Origin of the sequence: Pectobacterium odoriferum (genome assembly GCF_009931295.1) — a bacterium.
Classification (GTDB): domain Bacteria; phylum Pseudomonadota; class Gammaproteobacteria; order Enterobacterales; family Enterobacteriaceae; genus Pectobacterium; species Pectobacterium odoriferum.
The window spans coordinates 2237646-2260243 of the sequence record NZ_CP034938.1 but is presented as its reverse complement, the minus strand read 5'-3'; the positions used below and the strand labels follow the sequence as shown (position 1 = coordinate 2260243).

General features: G+C 52.2%; 17 protein-coding genes. 13 read left to right on the top strand and 4 right to left on the bottom strand.

From position 1 onward, the window contains the following. The first annotated feature begins 74 nt into the window (after window positions 1–74). Together EO763_RS10055 and EO763_RS10050 are read left to right on the top strand one after the other, a co-directional pair. A complete protein-coding gene (locus tag EO763_RS10055) occupies window positions 75–1352 on the top strand; it encodes an acyltransferase family protein (RefSeq protein ID WP_039489272.1) in 1278 nt (425 codons plus the stop codon). Window positions 1353–1650: 298 nt separating this feature from the next. Beyond that, window positions 1651–2691 carry a DUF481 domain-containing protein gene (locus EO763_RS10050; protein WP_039489270.1) on the top strand — a complete coding sequence of 347 codons (1041 nt, stop codon included), beginning with the start codon at window positions 1651–1653 and terminating at the stop codon, window positions 2689–2691. 78 nt (window positions 2692–2769) lie between these two features. On the opposite strand, the gene EO763_RS10045 is transcribed toward EO763_RS10050, so the two are convergent. Further along, the gene (locus EO763_RS10045) at window positions 2770–3453 is read right to left on the bottom strand and encodes a gamma-glutamylcyclotransferase (protein WP_161528853.1); all 684 of its coding nucleotides are present in this window, start codon (window positions 3451–3453) and stop codon (window positions 2770–2772) included. A 563-nt stretch (window positions 3454–4016) separates the two neighbouring features. Here EO763_RS10045 and EO763_RS10040 point away from each other — a divergent pair. From EO763_RS10040 to dauA, 3 genes are all read left to right on the top strand, one after another. After that, entirely contained in the window at window positions 4017–4820 is an 804-nt protein-coding gene (locus EO763_RS10040) for a siderophore-interacting protein (RefSeq protein ID WP_161528852.1), read from the top strand. A gap of 347 nt (window positions 4821–5167) precedes the next feature. After that, the gene (gene chaA, locus EO763_RS10035) at window positions 5168–6262 is read left to right on the top strand and encodes a sodium-potassium/proton antiporter ChaA (protein WP_039489267.1); all 1095 of its coding nucleotides are present in this window, start codon (window positions 5168–5170) and stop codon (window positions 6260–6262) included. 163 nt (window positions 6263–6425) lie between these two features. Next, window positions 6426–8129: a C4-dicarboxylic acid transporter DauA gene (dauA, locus tag EO763_RS10030; RefSeq protein ID WP_161528851.1), complete on the top strand. Its 1704-nt coding sequence runs from the start codon at window positions 6426–6428 to the stop codon at window positions 8127–8129. Window positions 8130–8167: 38 nt separating this feature from the next. Here dauA and EO763_RS10025 read toward each other — a convergent pair whose 3' ends face one another. Continuing rightward, the gene (locus tag EO763_RS10025; RefSeq protein ID WP_161528850.1) at window positions 8168–8584 is read right to left on the bottom strand and encodes a hypothetical protein; all 417 of its coding nucleotides are present in this window, start codon (window positions 8582–8584) and stop codon (window positions 8168–8170) included. Between the two features lie 138 nt (window positions 8585–8722). Here EO763_RS10025 and folM point away from each other — a divergent pair, with 138 nt between their 5' ends. Further along, on the top strand, window positions 8723–9445 hold the full coding sequence (gene folM, locus EO763_RS10020; RefSeq protein ID WP_161528849.1) for a dihydromonapterin reductase: 723 nt from the start codon (window positions 8723–8725) through the stop codon (window positions 9443–9445). 25 nt (window positions 9446–9470) lie between these two features. On the opposite strand, the gene EO763_RS10015 is transcribed toward folM, so the two are convergent. After that, window positions 9471–10673, bottom strand: a complete 1203-nt coding sequence (locus EO763_RS10015) for an immunity 26/phosphotriesterase HocA family protein (protein ID WP_161528848.1) — start codon at window positions 10671–10673, stop codon at window positions 9471–9473. A gap of 219 nt (window positions 10674–10892) precedes the next feature. Here EO763_RS10015 and rstA point away from each other — a divergent pair, with 219 nt between their 5' ends. From rstA to EO763_RS09980, 7 genes are all read left to right on the top strand, one after another. Next, window positions 10893–11630, top strand: coding sequence for a two-component system response regulator RstA (gene rstA / locus EO763_RS10010; protein WP_161528847.1), 738 nt, complete (start codon window positions 10893–10895; stop codon window positions 11628–11630). Further along, window positions 11627–12940: a two-component system sensor histidine kinase RstB gene (gene rstB / locus EO763_RS10005; protein WP_161528846.1), complete on the top strand. Its 1314-nt coding sequence runs from the start codon at window positions 11627–11629 to the stop codon at window positions 12938–12940. Before rstA ends, rstB begins: the two co-directional genes overlap by 4 nt. 178 nt (window positions 12941–13118) lie before the next feature. After that, a complete protein-coding gene (gene asr / locus EO763_RS10000; RefSeq protein WP_161528845.1) occupies window positions 13119–13529 on the top strand; it encodes an acid resistance repetitive basic protein Asr in 411 nt (136 codons plus the stop codon). 404 nt (window positions 13530–13933) lie between these two features. Beyond that, window positions 13934–14236 carry a type 1 fimbrial protein gene (locus EO763_RS09995; RefSeq protein ID WP_161528844.1) on the top strand — a complete coding sequence of 101 codons (303 nt, stop codon included), beginning with the start codon at window positions 13934–13936 and terminating at the stop codon, window positions 14234–14236. Between the two features lie 233 nt (window positions 14237–14469). Continuing rightward, window positions 14470–15330: a trypsin-like serine peptidase gene (locus EO763_RS09990; RefSeq protein WP_161528843.1), complete on the top strand. Its 861-nt coding sequence runs from the start codon at window positions 14470–14472 to the stop codon at window positions 15328–15330. Window positions 15331–15800: 470 nt separating this feature from the next. Further along, window positions 15801–17579 (top strand): sensor domain-containing phosphodiesterase, encoded by a 1779-nt coding sequence (locus EO763_RS09985; protein WP_161528842.1) that lies wholly within the window; start codon window positions 15801–15803, stop codon window positions 17577–17579. A 47-nt stretch (window positions 17580–17626) separates the two neighbouring features. Further along, on the top strand, window positions 17627–18466 hold the full coding sequence (locus EO763_RS09980; protein ID WP_161528841.1) for an EcsC family protein: 840 nt from the start codon (window positions 17627–17629) through the stop codon (window positions 18464–18466). A 16-nt stretch (window positions 18467–18482) separates the two neighbouring features. Here EO763_RS09980 and hrpA read toward each other — a convergent pair whose 3' ends face one another. Next, a complete protein-coding gene (hrpA, locus tag EO763_RS09975; RefSeq protein WP_244322089.1) occupies window positions 18483–22325 on the bottom strand; it encodes an ATP-dependent RNA helicase HrpA in 3843 nt (1280 codons plus the stop codon). Window positions 22326–22598: the final 273 nt, after the last annotated feature.

Below are 22598 nucleotides of genomic sequence, written 5' to 3'. Positions count from 1 at the left end.
GACGTTGCTCTCGTCTAAACTAGTCCGTAATCGCATTTTTCGGCTTTTACATCGAGCTAACGTTGAGGAACAACATGAAGAAGGTTAATAAGGAGCGATTTATCGGCCTGGAATGGTTACGATTTTTGCTCGGCTGCTATGTGATGATTTATCACACCGTCCACGTTTACCCCCAGCGTGAGCGCATTCCTTTTTTGAGCGAACTCACCAGCATGGGGTTCTTCGCGACCAGCACGTTCTTTGTCCTGTCTGGCTTTTTGCTAGCGCATGTTTACATCAAGGACGGACGTCTGCGTGAACCTGTTCGCCAGTTCTGGGCCAAACGCTTCTTTAATCTTTATCCCATCCATATCATTGCCCTGCTGTCTTCGATTGCCGTTGTCACCCTGATGCAGTGGCTGGCCGTGCCGCCGGAAGGACAAGTCGCCAGCGCGCGCTTCGTCATTTATGACACCAACGATCCTACAGCCGATCCCGAAACGCTGCGCCATTACATGACGAATGTGCAGTTGGCGTTCAACGGGGTATTGCAGGTACTGATGTTGCAGGCATGGAATCCTTACTTCCTGACCTTCAATGCCCCGTTATGGTCGCTTTCCACACTGTTCTTTTTCTATCTGGCATTCCCGCTGTTAGCCCCGCGTCTGTTGAACAGTCGCCATCCGTGGCTGTGGATGGGGATAGTTTGCTTGCTGTATCTGTTGCCGCCGATTTGGGTGATTTGGCAACAACAGTTCGGCATGCCGTACACCGGACTATTACAGCGTGGACCGATTTTCCGTCTGCCTGAGTTTCTGGCTGGGATTTTGGGCTATGCACTATTCCGTCATTACCGTCAGAAAGATCGCTCACCGCTGACCAAAGGCCAATGCTACGCGATCGCCTTCTTTATTGGTGTCAATTTCCTTGTCGCCACTTGGTTGTTCACAAAAGGTGAGGCTTATTGGTACTTCCTGCTACACAACGGTTTGCTCCTGCCGGCTCAGGTTGGTCTGGTTTGCCTCAGTGCGTTAGCACGTGAGCCTAACAGCGAATGGCTGCGGCATTGGTCGCCGCGGCTGGGTGCAGCTTCGCTCTCCATCTTTGCGCTGCATGTTCCACTTTTCAATCTGTTCCGCACGTTGGAACAACTGGTGCGCGGTAACCCGATGGCCTGCTTCAGCGATTGGGATCAGTGTATTGCCGCAGCAGGTCAGGTGCAGCTCTCCATGACGGGCTATATCATTTTCCTGCTCAGCACCGTGACGCTCTGTGTTCTCTTCCAGGAACGGATCGTGTTCCGCGTAAGGACGTTCTTGACCGCACGTTTCCTTGGCAACAACAGCACGTCCCGCACGCAACGCACCGCATAGCGTCATCTATCGCACACGCTCTCTGGCCTGAAACAGGCTGGGCCAGAGAGCATCATCTCCCATACGATCAATTCTCTCCCCTCCGACCCAAAAACGTGACAGATATCGCGTTATAGCTGTTAATCATCAATAGCAACTTTTATAACTATTTACATTCTAATCAATTTTCGTTTTCGGGTAGAGCATCACTACGATTCCTGTTAATGTTTGCCGTTCCGGACTAAACCGGTTCGTTATCATCGGCTGTACGTCTTTGACGGACATCTCAATACCTGTCACCACGGTTTACTTGGCAATAATGACACTATCCAAACACGCACTCTCTTCCCTCAGCCTGGTTATCGCCCTCTCTGCTGGTATTACACAGAGCCGCGCTGACACCATTTGGCTGACCAATGGCGACCAGCTCACAGGGAAAATCACGCTGCTTGACGGCGGTAAACTCTTTATCAACACCGACTATGCAGGCTCTATTTCTGTTGCCTGGGACAAGGTGAAAACCTTTGAATCCGACCATGGTCTGGTGATTCAAGGCGAACGCTACGAAAAAGGCGTACTGTATCCGACGATCAAAGCAGGCGAAAACCGCGCCATCGTCGCGAACCCGTCGCTGGCTAACGAAGCCGCTGGCCCGCAAACATTGCCGCTTTCCGAAATCACGTCCATCGTCGCGCAGAAGCCGCTGGTGACCGATTTCGCCTGGAAAGGCAATATTGACGCCGGTATGTCGCACAAGAAAAGCTCGACAGAAACCGACAACTACGATGTGACGCTGAACACCAAAGCGCGTCACGATACGTGGCGACACAACCTTGATGCCAGCTACCATTTGGCAAAAGAGGATAAAGTCGAGAGCACCAAAAATGCGGCTGGCGAATATGCACTGGATAAGTTCGTGGATGAGAACTGGTTCTGGCAGGGTCGTTATCAGTACAAACGCGACTGGATTGAAAGCATTAAAATCAACCGCTCTTTCGGTCTCGGTCCCGGTTATCAGTTCTGGGATAACGATTTAGGCGCGTTCTCACTGACGTCGCTGGTCAACTCCCAAACCTTCGTCTACCGCGATCAGGGCGATGATGACTTCTACTCCGGTGCGATTAAGTGGGCGTACAACCGCTACCTATTCAGCAAATCGGTTGAAGCCTTCACCAACGGTGAATTGGGTCGTTCATTTGATGGCACTGCGCCAATCTATCTGAAAGCGGATGCAGGCCTGCGCTTCAAGCTGACCGACTGGTCTTCGATGAGCATGAAAGTGTCACGTACCCGTATCGAAAGTAATCAAGGGAATGTTGACGACACGCTGTACACCATGGGCGTTGGCGTCGGCTGGTAAGTCAGTTGCTTCACATTGCCTCAAGGTGAACGGCGATCTCGTCGTTCACCTCAATGTTCCCGCTCACCGCTGTCACTATTAGCAACTCCCTGCTGCCGCAGAACATGACTGTTGCAGGATTCGCACCCGCTGCGCCAGTTCGCTCACGCTTTCATCTTCCGTTCCGTGATTCTTCAGCTCTTGCTCAAGTGCAAACAGATATTGCGCATTGGTGCCGAGCGGACCGCTCGCGCACGCAATCAGCGGTGCAACGCTCTGAATGCAGGTATCATTTTCGTTGAGGGGATGTTCCGGTTCGGAAACAAACACCAGCGCTGTCAGCGGTGCACCGTTCTTGCGATGCAGTTCGCACCAGAGCGGACGATAGCAGCCCGTCAGCATTTCACGCTTCCACAACAGCTCCAGGTCTTCACGCAATGAGATTTCCGGCAAGCGAAAAGCCAGCCCCGTCGTTTGCCCACCGGGCTTCAGCGCTAGCATCCGCCCCGGCTGCGTTACCGTACCGCGACCGATGGTAAGGCGCAGACAAAAAGCACGCTGCCACCCCGTCAACGTGGCCAGACAGGTTTCTTCGGCGTCAAAAACCGGATTCCACATGAGCGAGCCGTAGCCAAATACCCAGACAGGACAACTATTTGGCCGGAGCGCCAGCGTCCTATCTAGCGAATCAGCCCGCTGTTGCGGGGTGAGCAGCAAGGTTTCTTCAATACAACCAAAAGACGTTCTACAATCTGCTTTCTGCAAAAAATCGCGTGTTAACACTACTTACTCTCCCCAACCTTACTCTTTTGCTGCTCATCAGACCGACTCTCGCCCTGCGTGTAAAAACCTAACTGCTTCATCTGCTTAATTTTACAACACTATCAACCCTGAGGTTATTCATTTATGGCTTTGCGATCAAGTTTGATACTAGTCACAAAAACTGAAAAAGTTCGTGATAATGTTTCAGTCACACAAGATTCAGCTTTTGTACCCTAAATAATTCGAGTTTCAGGCAGGCGGCAAGAGAAGGCATCCCGATGAGCTTACTCAGGTAAGTGATTCGGGTGACTAAGCGCAGCCAACGCACATGCAACTTGAAGTATGACGGGTATATCAACTAATCGGCAACTCACCGCTAGACTTGACGTATTCCTGATACAAACCTCATTTTTTTGACGTCAGGAACCTGACGAAAGCCGTATGCTTGACGTGAAAGCTCTCGGCATCAATAAAAAGTATCCGCGACGACAAGAATAATGACGGGCAGACATCAAATGATAATAATTATCATCTCATGTTATTATCATCCTTAATTTGGAATCGACTATCCACGGAGACACTGAATGGCAACGCCGCGTCAGCCTGTTTTAGTTCAGGTTAAACAGATCCACAATATTTCCCCTCATTTACGCTGCATTACGTTCCATCACGACGCGCTGCGCGATTATCCCGCCGAGCGGTATGGCGCGCACATCAAGCTCTTTCTGCCTCAGGCTGGACAGCAAAAGCCTGCTCTGCCTACAATCGGTGAACGCGGCCCAATCTGGCCAGAAGGCGAAGCCCGCCCCATCGTTCGCACCTATAGCGTTCGCGCGTTACGCCCAGAAGATGCAGAGCTGGATATGGTTTTCGCGCTGCATGAACATGCTGGGCCTGCCGTCAGTTTTGCCCGTCATGCCCAACCCGGCGATTGGGTTGGTATTTCGCAACCCGGCGGCCCGTTCCCGATGTTGCCGCCAGCGGCCGCTTATTATCTGGCTGCTGATCCGTCATCATTCCCTGCGCTCATGGCGCTGCTGGAGAACCTGCCTGATGACGCACAAGGGCATGCTGTCATCCGTGTCGACAGCGAGGCTGATAAACTTGATATCGCTAAACCAGCGCAGCTTCAGTTGCACTGGATTGTCGGTGGAACAGACGCGACCGCCACGCTATTGCAGCATTTCCAGGCACTGCCGACGGCTGAAAATGCATTTTACTGGTTAGCGGGTGAGGATCGTATCGTGGTTCAGCTTCGTCGCCACGTGCGTCGCGAACGTGGGTGTGAACGAAATCAGTTATATGCGGTACCTTACTGGCGAGAAGGGTTAAATGAAGAGGATTACCATCATAAACGCCACGATATCATGGACAATCCTGATGAATAACCACAAAAAAAACATTTGATATTATCATGATAGGGAGAAGACATGCAGATTCTCCCTTTTCATTCAAATTTAAGCTCAAAGCGTAAAAATCCGTAAAAAAAAACGCATCACCACGACAATCTGTTATCATATTGTTCGTTTTATTACGTTATAACTACTTTTTAGTAACCTTTTGCTGTTTATTGTTGTTCTACGTCTTTAATAAATGGTTTATGCATTAATAAAGGGGTTCATGACCTCAATAAACTGCTTTATGCCCTAAATAACTCGAGTTGTCAGTGCGCTGACTTGAAGTATGACGGGGATATTTTGCCGTATTATTCCTCTGGATAAGGAGAACTCCCGCAATGAAGTCTCATGCTGAGGTGGTCAAAACGCGCCATCATGAATACTCACTCATTTTTCCTGTTATTGCGCTAGCCGTACTCTATATGTGGGGCAACTCACAAAATTTTGTCGCGATTCTTGGTATCAACGCCCTCGCGCTAGCCGGAATACTTTTCAGCGCGTTTAGCGTAGTACGTCATGCTGACGTACTTGCACATCGCCTGGGTGAACCCTACGGTTCACTGATCCTCAGCTTGTCTGTCGTGATTCTTGAAGTCAGCCTGATTTCGGCGCTGATGGCAACCGGTGACGCTGGGCCAGACCTGATGCGTGACACCCTCTATTCCATCATTGTGATTGTCACTGGCGGTCTGGTGGGGTTTGCACTTTTGCTCGGTGGCCGTAAGTTTGCCACACAATATGTAAACCTGAGCGGTATCAAACAGTATCTAATGGCGATTTTCCCATTAGCCGTGATTGTGCTGGTTTTCCCCAGCGCCTTGCCTGACGGTAACTTTAGCGTCGGTCAATCGCTAATTGTTGCCGCTATTTCCGCGGCGATGTACGGTGTTTTTTTGTTGATCCAAACCCGCACGCACCAAAGCCTGTTTGTCTATGAGCATGAAGACGAAGGCGACGATCCGCACCATGGTAAACCGTCTGCGCACAGTTCACTGTGGCACACTGGCTGGCTTCTGGTTCACCTGATTGCCGTTATCGCGGTGACCAAGATGAACTCAATGCCGCTGGAAACACTGCTGACCGAAATGAACGCGCCGACGCAGTTTACGGGCTTCCTGGTCGCGCTGTTAATCCTCTCTCCTGAAGGGCTGGGAGCGATTCGCGCTGTTCTGAAAAATCAGGTGCAGCGGGCCATGAACCTGTTTTTCGGTTCCGTGCTGGCAACCATTTCACTGACGGTTCCTACCGTCACGATCATCGCCATGTTGACTGGCCGCACGCTGAACTTCGGTCTGGATATGCCACACATCGTCGTGATGCTGTCGGTACTGGTGCTGTGCCACATTACATTCTCCACGGGTAGAACTAACGTGTTGAGCGGCAGCGCGCACCTGGCGCTCTTTGCCGCCTATCTGATCACCATCACGCTGTAATTCCCCTGCCGACGCGGTTTTCACCGCGTCGGTCTCACCAGACTTCACTTCTCTTGATGTATATCTGGATCTTCTGAGCGCGTCCGGCGTATCGTAAGGCTGTCGTCGACGGACCGGCAGGCCCGCCATGTTGATTTGCTTCCTTACTTTGGTTTCTGCTTAGATGAAAACGCACGGAATTAACGGCGTCAGGCCGTTCAGCGCGCTGATCGATGCGTGCTGGCGCGAAAAATATACGCTGCAACGTTTTACCCACGACATTATCGCTGGCATTACTGTCGGCATCATCGCTATACCGCTGGCGATGGCACTGGCCATTGCCAGCGGCGTTCCTCCGCAGTACGGGCTGTATACCTCTGCCATTGCCGGGATTGTCATCGCCGTCAGCGGCGGCTCACGCTACAGCGTCTCAGGCCCGACGGCTGCCTTCGTCGTTATTTTGTATCCGGTATCGCAACAGTTCGGGCTATCCGGTCTGCTGGTTGCCACCTTGCTGTCTGGCGTCTTTCTGCTGCTGATGGGGCTCTGCCGCTTTGGCCGTCTGATTGAATATATTCCGCTTTCGGTGACGCTAGGGTTCACCTCCGGGATCGCTATCACCATCGGTACCATGCAAATCAAGGATTTTTTCGGCTTGCAGATGGCAGTAGTCCCCGAGCATTATGTCGAAAAAGTGTCGGCGCTGGCGCAATCGCTGCCGACCCTGCATCTTGCTGATACGCTGATTGGCGCAACGACGCTTTTGGTTCTCATCGTCTGGCCCAGACTCGGTATTCGCTTGCCCGGGCACTTGCCTGCGCTGCTGGCAGGTGTCGCGGTAATGGGGATCATGTCGCTGCTTGGTGAAAATGTGGCCACAATCGGTTCCCGGTTCAGCTATATGCTGGCGGACGGTTCGCAGGGGCAAGGAATTCCGCCTATCCTGCCGCAGCTCATTCTGCCGTGGGATATTCCGTCGCCGGATGGAAAGACGATGACGCTGGATTGGCAAAGCATTTCCGCTCTGCTGCCTGCGGCGTTCTCGATGGCGATGCTGGGGGCAATTGAGTCGCTGTTGTGCGCCGTCGTGCTGGACGGGATGACGGGCAAAAAACACAATTCTAATGCAGAACTGATGGGTCAGGGCTTCGGTAACATCATCGCACCGTTCTTTGGCGGCATTACCGCGACCGCAGCGATTGCCCGCTCCGCCGCCAACGTGCGTGCAGGAGCAAACTCGCCGATCTCCGCAGTGATTCATGCGCTGCTGGTGTTACTGGCGTTGCTGATACTGGCGCCGTGGCTGTCTTATCTGCCGCTGGCGGCAATGGCGTCGCTGTTGCTGATCGTCGCCTGGAACATGAGTGAAGCGCACAAAGTAGTGGATTTGCTGCGCCACGGGCCGAAAGACGACATTATCGTGATGCTGCTTTGTATGTCGCTGACTGTGTTGTTCGATATGGTGATCGCGATTACCGTCGGCATCGTGCTGGCGTCGTTGTTATTTATGCGCCGCATCGCGCAGATGACCCGACTGAGCGAACTACCTGACACCCAAATCCCGGATCATTTGGTGCTGCGCGTTAACGGCCCGCTGTTTTTCGCCGCGGCGGAGCGCATCTTCAACGATCTGACCGTGCGCAGCGAAGGCTACCAAAATATCATCCTACAGTGGGATGCAGTGCCGGTACTGGATGCAGGCGGACTCAATGCGTTCCTGCGTTTTAGCGACACGCTGCCCGAGGGCAAACAACTCATCATCACCGACATTCCCTTCCAGCCGCTAAAAACGCTGGCGCGGGCGAAGGTTCATCCGATTGAAGGACGGCTCAGCTTCTACGGTTCATTAGCGCAGGCGATTGAGGCGACGACGGTGCGTTCAGCGTAACGGAAACAGAATAGAAATAGCGTGCAGGCCACGCCGTGCTAATGCTGCACGGCTGGCATGTTGAATCGGACGGACAGGCGCTCGTCCCGCAGCGTTAAATCCAGCGCTGCATCACATTCGCTGCTAATGACGTTCAGTTGCTCGTTTGTCAGTGAGTAAGGCAGTTGGATATCAAACGTGGTAAGACCTTGCTGACGTGCTAGCGTAATCAGCCTGATGATATTGGTCTCGTCACTCACCTGCGTAGAAAGCACCTGTAGCGCCAGTCCCTTCAGCCGCTCTTTCGGCGCACTCTGCCGAGCCGGTGCCATCTTAGTTACCATGCCAAAAATCGGCATCACACCATACATTGCATCCACGAAACGCCAACGTTTGTTGCACAGTGCCGCTAAATAATCCGTGTAGTCCAGACAGAGTGGCTCACTGGAACTTAGTGACTCAGGGGACTTTTCCATATTCCCTTTTCTCCTCTTCGCCAGTGGTTTGCTGCGCACTACCCTGACGGGTATAAAACCGTAAATTGTATAGTGGTTAATTCAGGTATATTGTCACGCTTCGCCCCCTTTTGACCAGCGTGTTGAGGAGACCTAATTGTGACAACTTTTTCTTCTGCTCCCGTATTAATTACCGGCGGCGCACGGCGTATTGGGCTGGCGCTGGCGCGTTCGTTTCTGGCTCAGTCGATTCCAGTCATCATCAGCTATCGCACGCCTTATCCTGAACTGGAGACGCTACAGCAAGATGGTGCCGTTTGTCTGGCCGCCGATTTTTCCACCACGGAAAATATCTATGCGTTTGCAAAGCAAATCCAGTCGCTCACGCCGCGGCTCCGTGCCATTATTCACAACGCCAGCCGCTGGGAGCCTGAAAGCCCCACCACGCCGCCAGAGCAAACACTGGCCGATATGCTGCAAATTCATGTCTATACACCCTATTTACTCAACCAGTTATTGGAGTCTTGCCTGCGTGGGCAAGGCGTTGCTGGCGCGGATATCGTTCATCTGACAGATTACGTGGTAGAAAAAGGCAGCGACAAGCACATTGCCTATGCCGCCAGCAAAGCGGCGCTGGATAACATGACGCGGTCGTTTGCCCGCAAACTGGCACCCGAGGTGAAAGTCAACGCGATCGCCCCCAGTCTAATCCTGTTTAATGAAAAGGATGACGAATCCTATCGTCAGCAGGCGCTGGAAAAGTCATTGATGAAAATTGCCCCCGGTGAAGAAGAAATTGTCCAGCTGGTGGATTACCTGCTCAGCAGCCGTTACGTCACGGGGAAAACACTGGGTGTTGATGGCGGACGGGCTTTGCGCTAAGGCCCATCCAATAAAATCTCTGACGCTATTTCGTCTCTTTTTTCTTCACTCGCGCCTTACGCTGGTACACTTTATTGTTGGCGATATACGTCAGGTAAGCTGCACGTGTCAGCCCGCCAGTACGCTGGGCGAAGGCATCGTAGGTCGTATCGGGTGGAAAGCCAAACTCTGCCAATGCCTGTTCCCACGCTTCACGATGTTCCGGTTTGTGCAACGTTTTATCGTAGTCAGGGAAACCTTTATCAGCGAAGGACTCGGCTGACACGCTGCTATAAGCCCCATTGTTCATATAGTTACGCCCAGCTTTAAAAACTGTATCTTGACTGGCTTTCACGATCGAACTGGGCCCCCAGGACAGACGGTAGTCGCTTCTCTTTGTGCTGATGTTGGGGCCATAGCCAACAGGAAACAGAATGTCTTCTTCCGACAACACTTTTGATCCCACATACTCGTAATTACCGCGCAGGAAAGCATTATCCATGACAATCCAGCATTTTTCTGACAACGGCAATGCCACGATCTCCGACAGCGGTGGATTACGCTCAGTCGTGCTGAAAAGGTAAGGCCGAACAAATAACGGCATCGTCATCACATCATTCCAGATGCTATGTTCTGCAAAAAGTTCGTCTTTTTGCATCTGGCGCAGGTTGCCAATCACCAGGACATAGCCATCGGTATGCAAATCTATTTCGACCCGAAAGATATCGCCCGGAACCGTTTTATGCTGCTGGTTTTTCGCACTCATCAACCGTTCCAGCTTGTTCGCATAATCAGCTGGTAATCGGTCACGATAAGATCGCAGCCAGTCGACAATCTCTTCTTTAGTAGTCAAATGACGGCATTCCGGTAGCGGTAGCCGGATTGAGTTACGGTAATTGCTGGCGTTGATATAACCGTAGCTTCCCGAATTCAGCGTTCTGACGCCCGCAGAAAACACAATGCCATCGGCCATCACGCTGGAAACGCTGGTATACGTCAGCTTCTTTTCTTTACCGCGCGCGGTTCTGGGCAGAATAACGTCACGTTCGCGCGTGTGAATAATGACATCTTCTTCCTGATAGTTTAACTCGGTGGCGGTAATGCGCTTACGGACCGTGTCGCCATCGAAGCAGATAAAATAGCCGTCACGCACGGTGATAATATCCCATTCAGACGATAACGGTTCTAGCCCGAAATAAGGGCGTAAGGCTTCCTGCATCCAGCTGTTTATCTGGTCAATCGGTTTCATCTTCAGCGCGGTTCCCAGTGGAATAATCTATCATTATGTCGTGACTGCTCTCGGTAAACGCCGAGAATCAGGTGCAATATTGCCTAAAAAGCACGCCTCGCAGCTTATCTAATTTGAGCAAATAAACAAACACTTAACACCCATTTACGCTTCACTTCTCGTTTATCGCCTATCATCAGGCTATGCTAGCAACAGTGAGTTGGGGATGACGTAGAGACCATGCATAAGATTGTTTTTATAGAAGATGATACCGAGGTGGGGAAATTGATCGCCGCCTACCTTGGCAAGCATGACATTGATGTTCAGGTTGAGGCACGGGGCGATCAGGCATTGGCCTTTATTGAACGACAGCAGCCCGACCTTGTGCTGTTGGACATCATGCTGCCCGGTAAAGACGGTATGACCATCTGTCGGGAGTTGCGGCCACAGTACACAGGCCCGATTGTGCTGCTGACCTCGCTGGACAGCGATATGAATCATATTCTGGCGCTGGAAATGGGTGCCGATGATTACATTCTGAAAACCACGCCGCCCGCCGTGTTGCTCGCCCGCCTGCGCCTGCATTTGCGGCAATACGCTACCGCGCCCCAGGCCGTGACCGAAAACGCGGCACCCACCGCGTTGCAGGTGCATAAATCCCTGCACTTCGGCCTGCTCTGTATCGATCCGGTCAACCGGGAAGTGACATTAGGGCAAGAGCACATCGTGTTATCTACCGCGGATTTCGATCTGCTCTGGCAGTTGGCGACCCATGCGGGTCACATTATGGATCGGGATGCGCTGCTGAAAAATCTGCGCGGCGTGACCTACGACGGCATGGATCGCAGCATTGACGTCGCGATTTCCCGTCTGCGTAAGAAACTGTACGACAACCCGCTGGAACCGTTCCGTATTAAAACGGTGCGCAACAAAGGGTATCTGTTTGCCCCCAATACTTGGGAGAGCGTCACGCTATGAGAAAGCTGTTCGTCCAGTTTTTTCTATTGCTGTTCGCCTGCTTTGTGGTCATGACACTTCTGGTCGGGCTGGTTTATAAAGTCACGGCCGAACGCGCCGGACGTCAGTCCATGGATGATCTGATGAAAAGCTCGCTGTACCTCATTCGTAATGAGCTGCGCGCGATTCCGCCGCGCGACTGGCATAAAACCATCAGCCAGCTTGATTTAAACCTGTCATTCAAACTGCACATCGAACCAGTGAGCAAATATGCGCTGAGCCCCAAGAATCGGCAGCGTCTGAATCAGGGGGAAATTATCGCGCTGGATGATGAATACACGTTTATCCAACGCATCCCCCGCAGCCACTATGTTCTTGCCGTCGGCCCTATCCCTTATTTGTTCTTCCTGCACGAAATGCGACTGCTGGATTTACTGCTGGTGATGCTCATCGGGCTGTCGCTGGCGTTACCAGTTTTCCTCTGGATGCGCCCACACTGGCAGGCCATGCTAAAACTGGAGAATGCTGCGCAGCGCCTGGGAGATGGTCATCTGGAGGAGCGCATTCACTTCGATAGCACCTCAAGCCTGTACCGGCTTGGCGTCGCCTTCAACCGCATGGCAGATAACCTGAACCAGCTCATTAACAGTAAAAAGCAACTGATTGACAACATTGCGCACGAACTGCGTACGCCGCTGGTCAGGCTGCGCTATCGGCTGGCGATGAGCGACAACCTGACAGAAGATGAGCAGCAGGCGTTAAACCGGGATATTGGTCAACTCGAAGCGCTGATTGACGAGCTGCTGACGTATGCCAGACTCGACCGTCCACAAGTGACGCTGCATCTTGCCGATATTGATATTCCATCGTGGCTACAGGCAAAAGTTGATGATTTCCGCCTGATCCACCCTGACAAACACATCTCGCTGGACATGCCTCATTCAGCACAGATTGGTGCGCTCGATTTACGCCTGATGGAACGGGTGCTGAATAACCTGATCGGCAATGGGTTGCGCTTCTGCCACAGTCGATTGCATGTCAGCCTAACGTCCGACGCTGGGCATATCGCGTGTCTGCAAGTCGAAGATGATGGCCTTGGTATTCCGCCCGACAGCTGGGAAAGCGTGTTTGAACCGTTTGTCCGTCTGGAAGCGGGTATCGAGAACAGCAGCGGCGGATGCGGGCTCGGACTGGCCATTGTTCATGCTATCGCCCGGGCTTACGACGGCAACATTACCGTGGATGACAGCCCACTCGGCGGTGCCCGTTTCCGTTTTTGCTGGCCAGTAAAAACCGCGACAGCACAGGCCCCAATCGCCATTCAGCACTAGCACTGAGACGGCGGTAACCCCGCCGTTTATCCCTGTCTTTCCCACTTTTTCTGTCTTGTACATTAGGTTACACGCCGAAACCAATCACTCACTGAAGCCGCCCTCTGTTTCTCCTATTCTCTCTCTACCGGCCCAACTGAGGGCTACGAAACGTGAATGAGATAACGAGGAAATGATGATGAATAAAGTATTAGTTATGATCGCAGGTGCGGCACTGGGTCTGTCCTCTGTAGCGTTTGCCGCGGATACCGTAACCAGCGCACCCGCTCAGCCTACGGCGACCACTTCTGCGCCGGCTAAAGCCGTTCACCATAAAAAATCGGTGAAGAAAGCCCAACCAGCGCCAGCACAGAAAGCGCAGGCTGCTAAAAAACACGTGAAGAAAGCCAAACCCGCTCCTGCTCAGAAAGCACAGGCTGCCAAGAAACACGTGAAGAAAGCTAAACCCGCTCCTGCTCAGAAAGCACAGGCTGCCAAGAAACACGTGAAGAAAGCTAAGCCCGCTCCTGCTCAGAAAGCACAGGCCGCTAAAAAACACGTGAAGAAAGCGAAAACGGCAAAACCAGCGACCACTACGCCAGCAGCGTAATCGGTAAGCACCACGCCTTCCCTACGGGGAAGGCGTCACTTTCAGTTAGCCCTATTTGAAATCCACCTCTAAGGGCTTGCCGTAGCTCAATCATCAAACACTCGGTTTACCGGGTGTTTATTTCATGGGGGGACGAGAGAATGATGCGGCGTTACTCATTTGAAATTCTGTTATCCCTCGTTCTGCTCTGTGGCATTGTCACCCTGAGTTTTTTTCTCTAGTCACAGGGCCTGCATCATGCAGTGATTAATCGCACCGCTATTAATCATGAGGTTATTGAGCGTCAAAAACAGTAAACGTCAAAAATGTAGACCGCTAGCCAAATAAAGATTGCGGAGCAGTAAAGTTTTATCACTCAGCGCCGTTTATATCATTACACTCCGGGCAATACCGAGAACCGTATAATGAAAAGAACCCTGCAAATATCTGCCCTATTGCTGAGCACGCTGGTTGCGACATCCTATACCTTCGCCTCTTCCTCTCCATCGTCCGGTATCATCCGCTTTTCGGGTGCCATCGTCGAACCGGTCTGTGATGTGACAACACGCTCAAATAATGTGACCGTCAGCTGTGAACGACAAGGGGAAATACAAACGCTACACGTGAACAACAGCGCACAACATGCTGCTTTGCCGCAAGGTATCGGTTCTGTGAGTTCGAAAACGCTAAGTTCAGATGCGCGTATCGTGATCGTCAGCTACGAATAAAACGGGCGCCATTCTCTGTACTGCTGATATGAAAATGCGGCGCCACTTCAGATGGTGGCGTCGCATTTTGCGCATAAGGGGAGGATGAAATAAGCGCAGTGATGTTATCCGACGCCTTTACACTCGATAACATTTTAATTTTCAGTCTCTCACCAGCAAATACATCTATAGTTAATTCAACGCGCTATATTTAGCACCTCAAGATGACTTCTCTCATAAGGTTTATTCACTGCATGCGCATATCAGCCTGGTTGTTATGTTCATTATCATTTATCGCCCCGTTCAGTTGGGCGGAATCCTCACCGACAGACACCGCCGCGCAGAAGCAGCAACAAATCTTATTTTTCAACCATGACGATCGGGATATCGTTCCCGACACGTCGGTCTGGCCGTGGCAAGCGATAGGGCAGTTGGAAACCGCCAGCGGCAACCTCTGTACCGCGACGCTGATCTCCCCACATCTGGCGCTGACAGCCGGGCACTGCGTGGTCACGCCACCGAAAGGTGAGATAGATAAACCCGTCGCGCTGCGCTTTCTGGCAACAGAAAATGGCTGGCGGTATGAAACAACAGAAATTGAAGCGCTGGCGAATAAAACGCTCGCCAAAAAATTGAAAGCCGACGGTGAGGGGTGGATCGTTCCGCCTTCAGCAGCACCGCTGGATTATGCGCTGATTCGGCTAAAGCAAACGCCACCTTATATTCGCCCGCTTCCACTCTGGCAAGGCAGCCGTCAGGAGTTGATGCAGGCCTTGAAGGATAACGGCCAGCGCGTCACGCAGGCGGGTTACCCAGAGGATCATCAGGAAACGCTTTATCGCCATCAAAACTGTTTGATCACCGGTTGGGTTCACACTGCCGTTATGGCGCACCAGTGCGACACGCTGCCTGGCGATAGCGGCTCCCCACTGATGCTGAACTCAGCAGCAGGCTGGGTGCTCATGGGCATCCAAAGTTCTGCACCCGATGCCAGTGAACGCGATAGAGCCGATAATCGCGCCGTTTCCGTTACCGCTATTCGCCAGCAGTTAGAAACGTTAGCAAAACTAAGTTCACCAAAACCTGGCTCACCAAAACCGGACTCACCCAAATAACGCTAACGCTCCGCAGCAACGCACCGTCAGGCGGAAACCGGTATTCAGGATACCACCTGGCACCACCGTTTTCCGCCGATTTCATGGTATAAAAAAATATCTGTTCTATTCTTATCAGAGAGATAGGTTAATCATCCATATTGTCACCCTACAACGGGCATAACAATTATCAGGATGCTATTTTATCTTATGAAAACGACCATTTTTTATAATGAGATTTCCATTTATTTGCAGAGCGTTTCCTCAGCCAAGAGGCGATTCTTTTTTCGTAAGCTATCGGAAAATATCATAAATTCACACAGCGTATTGAAAACCGAAAACATGACTTAAGACAAAAAATCGCCTAAGCCTTAACAGGAAGATAAAGGTGGTATAATAAGTTACCTCAATTTTTAGCCTCTATGTTATTGTGTCGCCGTTAAATTAAATTGATGTTGTCGCGATTATTATTGCGGAAAGGAAGAGTCTACATGTTAAAACATTTGAGCCATGACGAAAAAAAACGCATGCAGACTCTCGACGAATTACAGAAAACCGATACATCTCAAGACGATATTCTTCACAAACTCACGAAACTGGCCTGCCAACTGCTCGAAACCCCGACGGCTCTCGTGACACTAACCGGTTCCAAATCTCTGCATGTTAAAGCGAAGACCCATTTCCCATTGGATAATATGGATAAAATAGGTTCCTTCGACCATTTTACCGTACAAACGGGTCAATCCTTTATCTGCCCCGATGCCACTCAGGACGACCGTTTTAAAGACAGCCCTTACGTAACCAGCGAACCTTTTATCCGTTTTTATGCGGGTGTGCCGCTAAAAACCAAAGACGGCTATTCTGTTGGGACGTTCAGCGTCATCGATTACCTCCCTCGCAACTTCAGCAAGGTCCAACTGCGGCTACTGCATGACTTAGCAACGATTGCGATGGTGTTAATGGAATACCGCAACGCGATTGGGCTGATTGATGCAGTCACGCTGTTGCCTAATCGCCAGCGTCTGATTGACGACATCAGCCACATTACCGACATCCACGAGCCCTACCTGCTTATTCTGATTGATACCATCGACATTTCTTACGCCTATGAAATGGGGTGTGCGCTGGGTATGCCGACCGTAGAAGGCCTGCTGAAAGATATCGGGGTCTTTTTACGTCTTAGCTTAAATTCATCAGACAATTTGTACTCTGCCGCCGTAGGCCGTTTCGCCCTGCTGGTGAAGGCCGATAGGAAAGAGCAAGTTCTGGCGGAACTCGACGCCTGTGCTGAGCGGATTCATGAAAGTATCACCAGTCATATTCCGCTCAAGCTGGAGTTCTTCGTTGGCTACACCGAATTCCAGATTCCGGCCAAAGAGCCGCAGCAAATCTTGCGTGAATCAATGAGTGCACTGCGCACTGCCATCACCAAAAATATTCGCCAGTTTGCCTACGACCCAGAGGCCGATAAAGCGCAGCAAATCGCCTTTACCTTGCTCAATGAACTGGCCGATGTGCTACAGAACAAGAAGCAGGGCCTCTATTTGGTTTATCAGCCGAAATTAAACATCAAGACCAACACTGTCATTGGTGCAGAAGCGCTAATTCGCTGGCGTCACCCTGAGTTAGGTGAGATTTATCCCGACCAGTTTATTCCGCTCGCGGAAGGTACAACGCTGATGCGCCCGTTAACGGACTGGGTTACCCGAGAAGCGGCATGTCAGGTGAAGCAGTGGCGTCAGAAGGGGTTAACGTTCCCCGTGTCGATTAATGTTTCCGCCCGAAATTTTTCCGAGAATGACTTTATCCCACGCCTCATCACCATTCTGGAGAACCACGGCCTCACTCCTCAGGACATTGACATTGAGTGTGTCGAAACGCAGAAAATCATCGAAAGCACCGAAACGCTCGCCACCATCCAAACGCTACAACAGCTCGGATTTACTATCGCGCTTGATGATTTCGGTACGGGATATAGCAACTTAAGCTATTTGCGCAATATTCCCTCTACGGTGATAAAGCTGGATAAGTCGCTGATTAAAGATATAAAAATTGATCACAAAAGCCGCGTCATTGTGCAATCCATTATCAGCATGCTGCACAAACTGAATTACATTGTGCTGGCGGAAGGGGTGGAAAATAAGGAAACACTCGACTATCTGGCTCATTTTGGGTGTGATGAAGTACAAGGCTACTATTTTTCCCGACCGATCCCGCCCGATACGTTTACCGCTTGGCTAACGGCTCGCTCGCCACAAACGTCTGCATAATCTACCCCGTCAGGCTGGCTATTCAATCAACGGTACGGAGAACGCCTATGACTCTTCTTACTCAGCAGGATGCGCTCGCCATCAGGCATGCCATCACGCTGCTGGAAGCCCCCTCTTTTACCATACAGGCAGCGAATCTGGTTGGAAAACCGATTGAATGGAGCCTGTCGAAGCTACCCGCCCTGGTGAAAAACAAAATACAGGATGTCGTTCATTCCGCGCTCTACAAAGCGGTAGACGCCGCACTCTATACGCTAGACGATGCGCCTGATCGCGTCGCATCGCCAAAGACACACAAGCTAGTCGTTGCCGCTTCCGGTGCAGTCAGCGGTTTTTTTGGCGCGGCGGGTCTGCTGGTCGAACTGCCTATCAGCACCACCATTATGATGCGTTCCGTGGCGGATATTGCCCGCAGCGAAGGTTTCTCCCTCAGTGATTTTTCCGTCAAAGCCGCCTGTGTAGAAGTTTTTGCGCTCGGCGGGACACAAGAAAGCGACGACGCTGCCGATTCTGCTTATTACACGTCACGCGCCGTTCTGGCCGATATCACCCGACATGCCAGCCGCGAATTAATCGGCATTGCCAGCAAAAAAAGCGCAGGGAAAGCGTCTGCCAGAATGAGTACCTCACAGGCAGGAAAAACGCTGGCAAAATTGATTGATGCGGTCGCCACCAGACTGGGCGTAACCATGACGGAAAAAATGGCCGCACAGATTGTCCCGGTGATCGGTGCCGCCAGCGGTGCAGCCATTAATACGCTATTTATTCACCACTACCAAAACATGGCGAAAGGTCATTTCATCATAAAACGTCTGGAACAGCAGTATGGTGAAGAAGCCATCAGGTCGGCTTACCTTGAGATCAAAAAGCAGCCCTTGCCGACCTGATGTGATACCGAGAGGATTACCCTTCTACCTGCTCCATCGCCTGCAACACGCGCTTATCCGAGATCGGGAACGGCGTTCCTAACTGCTGAGCAAAGTAGCTGACGCGCAGTTCCTCAAGCATCCAGCGCACCGCTTTCACATCGTCGTCATCACGTCGCTCCGCAGGCAGTTTATTCCACCATTGTTGCCATGCCTGTTGAACGTGCTCCACTTTCAGCATCTGCGCCCGGTCGCGGTGAACATCCTGTGCCAGTTTCTCCAGACGTCGTTCTATCGCGTGCAAATAGCGCAGCACGTCCGGCAGGCGTTGCCAGCCGTTTGCGGTCACAAAACCACGGAACACCAGACCGGTCATCTGGCTCTTGATATCACTTAACGCCAGCGCCATCGCCATGTCTACACGCCCTTTCAGACGCTTGTTAATGGTGAAGACCGCCGTCAGGATTTGCTCAACCTGTTTGGCGATATCAACCACCGTATCGTTCAGCTCCGCACGCACTTTTTCATGCAACTGCTGGAAGGCCTCTTCCTGCCAGACCGGACCACCGGATGATTCAATCAGCTTATCCACCGCGCAGGCGATGCAGTCATCAATGAGATCCAACACTTTGCCGTACGGATTGAAATAGAGGCCGAGTTTCGCCTTGTTCGGCAGCTTTTCATGCAGATATTTGATCGGTGACGGAATGTTTAGCAGTAACAGGCGGCGCACCCCCTGCCGCATGACCTGCTGCTGCTGGTGCGGCGTATCGAATAGGCGAATCGCCACGCTATCCTTTTCATCCACCAGCGCCGGATAGGCTTTGACCGAATAACCGCCCCGCTTCTGCTCATAACAATCCGGCAGCGAACCGAAGCTCCAGACGTGCAGACCGCGCTGCTCCAGCCCGTCATCCACTACAGATGACAGCGTTTGCTGCACTTTATCCTTGAGTTGCTCTTTCAGCGCATTCAGATCTTTGCCTTCCCGCTGCGTCCGATTCTTCTCATCGATAACGCGGAACGTGATTTTCAGATGATCGGGCACCTGATCCCACTGCCATGCCTCACGCGGCACCGTGACACCCGTCATCAGCCGCAGTTCACGTTCCAGCGCATCCAAGAGTCCTTTCTCTAATGGCGTGGTACGAGCCAGAAACGCTTCGGCATAGTTCGGCGCGGGCACAAAGTTACGACGTAACGGCTTAGGCAACGATTTAATCAGCGCAATCGTCAGTTCGCGGCGCACGCCGGGAATCTGCCACTCGAAGCCCTCTTCGCGTACCTGATTGAGAATAGGCAACGGGATATGTACCGTGACGCCATCCGCATCCGCGCCCGGTTCAAACTGATAAGACAAGCGTAATTTCAGGCTGCCCTGATGCCAGAAGTTCGGGTAGTCCAGCGCGCTCACCTTCTCCGCGCCGTCTTTAATCAACATGCTCTTTTCAAAATTAAGCAGGTCGGCGTTATCCCGGCTGGCCGCTTTCCACCATGTGTCAAAATGGCGCGACGACACCACATCGTGCGGCAAGCGCTGATCGTAGAAAGCAAACAGCGTCTCGTCATCCACCAAAATGTCGCGGCGGCGCGATTTATGCTCAAGATCTTCCACTTCCGCCAGCAGTTTGAGGTTGGCGCGGAAAAAGGCGTGATGCGTTTGCCAGTCACCTTCCACCAGCGCGTGACGGATGAACATTTCACGCGCCAGCGTCGGATCGATTTGGCTGTAATTCACCTTGCGGGCCGCGACAATCGGCAGCCCGAAGAGCGTCACCTTCTCCTGCGCCATCACCGTGCCCTGCGCTTTCTCCCAGTGAGGATCGCTGTAGCTTCGCTTAATCAGGTGCTGAGCCAGCGGCTCAATCCATTCGGGTTCAATACGCGCGGCAATGCGTCCCCACAAGCGGCTGGTTTCCACCAACTCAGCCACCATCGTCCACTTAGGCGGCTTTTTGAATAACCCGGAGCTAGGAAAAATCGCAAACCGTGCGTTACGCGCGCCGCTGAATTCCTGTTTCTCAATATCTTTCTGCCCGACATGCGACAACAAGCCAGTGAGCAGCGCACAGTGAATGCTCAGATAATCGGCCGGTTCGCTGTTGACCGGCAGCCCCAGTTCTTTCACCACCTGACGCAGCTGCGTGTAGATATCCTGCCATTCACGCACGCGCAGATAGTTAAGGAAATCCGTGCGGCACTGGCGGCGGAACTGGCTGGAAGACAGCGCCTTTTGCTGGTCACGCAGGTAATCCCACAGATTAACGAAAGCCAGAAAATCGGAGTCTTTATCGGCAAAACGACGGTGTTTCTCATCCGATGCCTGCTTCTTATCCATCGGCCTTTCGCGTGGATCCTGAATCGACAGCGCCGCGGTGATGATCATCACTTCACGCACACAGCCAGTTTTACGCGCTTCCAGCACCATTCGCGCCAAACGCGGATCGATCGGCAATTGCGCCAGTTGTTGCCCCTGCGGCGTCAGGCGATAATGCCCGTTCTCGGCCAGATTAATCGCGCCTAATTCCTCCAGCAGCCGCACACCGTCCTGAATATTGCGCTTATCCGGCGCTTCAACAAACGGGAACGCGGCGATATCGCCTAGCCCCAACGACGTCATTTGTAGAATGACGGAAGCCAGATTGGTGCGAAGAATTTCGGGATCGGTAAATTCAGGCCGTGACAGGAAATCCTGTTCGGAATAGAGACGAATACACACCCCAGCGGCGACACGGCCACAGCGTCCTTTACGCTGATTCGCCGACGCCTGCGAGACGGGTTCAATCGGCAGACGCTGTACCTTGGTGCGGAAGCTGTAGCGACTGATGCGCGCAGTACCGGGGTCGATCACATAGCGAATCCCCGGCACAGTTAGCGAGGTTTCCGCCACGTTGGTCGCCAGTACGATGCGGCGGCCGTGATGTGACTGAAAGACGCGATTCTGTTCCTGATTCGACAGGCGCGCGTACAGCGGGAGGATCTCGGTATGCGGCAAATCCAGACGGGTCAACGCCTCTGCCGTATCGCGAATTTCACGTTCACCGCTCATGAAGACCAGAATGTCACCCGGCCCTTCGCGCGTCAGTTCATCGACCGCATCAAAAATCGCCTGTAGCTGATCGCGTTCGCTGTCATCCGCATCTTCCACCACGGGGCGATAGCGCACATCTACCGGATAGGTCCGGCCGGACACTTCAATGATCGGTGCATTATTAAAGTGGCGAGAGAAGCGCTGCGGGTCGATGGTCGCCGACGTAATAATCACTTTCAAATCAGGGCGCTTTGGCAACAGCTGGCGCAAATAGCCCATAATGAAGTCAATGTTCAGGCTGCGTTCGTGCGCTTCATCGATGATCAGCGTGTCATACTGCATCAACAGGCGATCCTGCTGAATTTCAGCCAGCAGAATACCGTCGGTCATCAGTTTGACCAGCGTATTGTCACCCACCTGATCGTTAAACCGGACTTTATAGCCGACACTGCCGCCCAGCGGCGTTTCCAGCTCGGCGGCAATGCGGTCGGCAACGGTTCTGGCCGCCAGACGCCGCGGCTGCGTGTGCCCAATCAGACCGTGCACGCCGCGCCCCAGCTCAAGACAAATTTTCGGCAACTGTGTGGTCTTACCCGATCCCGTTTCACCCGCGACAATAATCACCTGATGATGACGCAGCGCTTCCAGTATCTCATCTTTTTTCTGGCTGACCGGAAGCTGTTCAGGGTAGTGAATCGCCGGACAGCTTGCCCGACGATTCTCAACTTTCTGGCGCGCAGTAGCGATTTCCCCCTCAATTTCCTGAGCGATCGCCGCCTGAGCCTGCGGGCTGCTGACCTTCTCCGCGCCCTGTAAACGGCGGCGCAGACGTTGCCGATCGCGAAGCATTAGCTCACTTAACTGCGTAGATAATGCACTGAGAGGTGATTTCACGTTGCTCTTCCTTAATCGTTTTCTCTAATTCTTGTCTCTGCCGGGGCGATGCTCGCCACCGAATCTGGCTCGATGGAGCCTAACCTGATTTTAAGGTACTGAATTTTTAAGCCGTGGATAGTAGCACATTGTCATAGACGGCTCTAATCGCCCCTGCCCGGACTTAGTCAAACATCGTCTTATTCAATTAAATCGAATAAAGACCTCGAATATTTGCACTTTTCACTT

Excerpts from the sequence above, each read along its gene's own strand:
- EO763_RS10055 (WP_039489272.1), top strand. The coding sequence starts at position 75 with ATGAAGAAGGTTAATAAGGAGCGATTTATCGGCCTGGAATGGTTACGA.
- EO763_RS10050 (WP_039489270.1), top strand. The coding sequence starts at position 1,651 with ATGACACTATCCAAACACGCACTCTCTTCCCTCAGCCTGGTTATCGCC.
- EO763_RS10040 (WP_161528852.1), top strand. The coding sequence starts at position 4,017 with ATGGCAACGCCGCGTCAGCCTGTTTTAGTTCAGGTTAAACAGATCCAC.
- chaA (WP_039489267.1), top strand. The coding sequence starts at position 5,168 with ATGAAGTCTCATGCTGAGGTGGTCAAAACGCGCCATCATGAATACTCA.
- dauA (WP_161528851.1), top strand. The coding sequence starts at position 6,426 with ATGAAAACGCACGGAATTAACGGCGTCAGGCCGTTCAGCGCGCTGATC.
- EO763_RS10025 (WP_161528850.1), bottom strand. The coding sequence starts at position 8,584 with ATGGAAAAGTCCCCTGAGTCACTAAGTTCCAGTGAGCCACTCTGTCTG.
- EO763_RS10015 (WP_161528848.1), bottom strand. The coding sequence starts at position 10,673 with ATGAAACCGATTGACCAGATAAACAGCTGGATGCAGGAAGCCTTACGC.
- rstA (WP_161528847.1), top strand. The coding sequence starts at position 10,893 with ATGCATAAGATTGTTTTTATAGAAGATGATACCGAGGTGGGGAAATTG.
- rstB (WP_161528846.1), top strand. The coding sequence starts at position 11,627 with ATGAGAAAGCTGTTCGTCCAGTTTTTTCTATTGCTGTTCGCCTGCTTT.
- asr (WP_161528845.1), top strand. The coding sequence starts at position 13,119 with ATGAATAAAGTATTAGTTATGATCGCAGGTGCGGCACTGGGTCTGTCC.
- EO763_RS09995 (WP_161528844.1), top strand. The coding sequence starts at position 13,934 with ATGAAAAGAACCCTGCAAATATCTGCCCTATTGCTGAGCACGCTGGTT.
- EO763_RS09990 (WP_161528843.1), top strand. The coding sequence starts at position 14,470 with ATGCGCATATCAGCCTGGTTGTTATGTTCATTATCATTTATCGCCCCG.
- EO763_RS09985 (WP_161528842.1), top strand. The coding sequence starts at position 15,801 with ATGTTAAAACATTTGAGCCATGACGAAAAAAAACGCATGCAGACTCTC.
- EO763_RS09980 (WP_161528841.1), top strand. The coding sequence starts at position 17,627 with ATGACTCTTCTTACTCAGCAGGATGCGCTCGCCATCAGGCATGCCATC.
- hrpA (WP_244322089.1), bottom strand. The coding sequence starts at position 22,325 with ATGCTTCGCGATCGGCAACGTCTGCGCCGCCGTTTACAGGGCGCGGAG.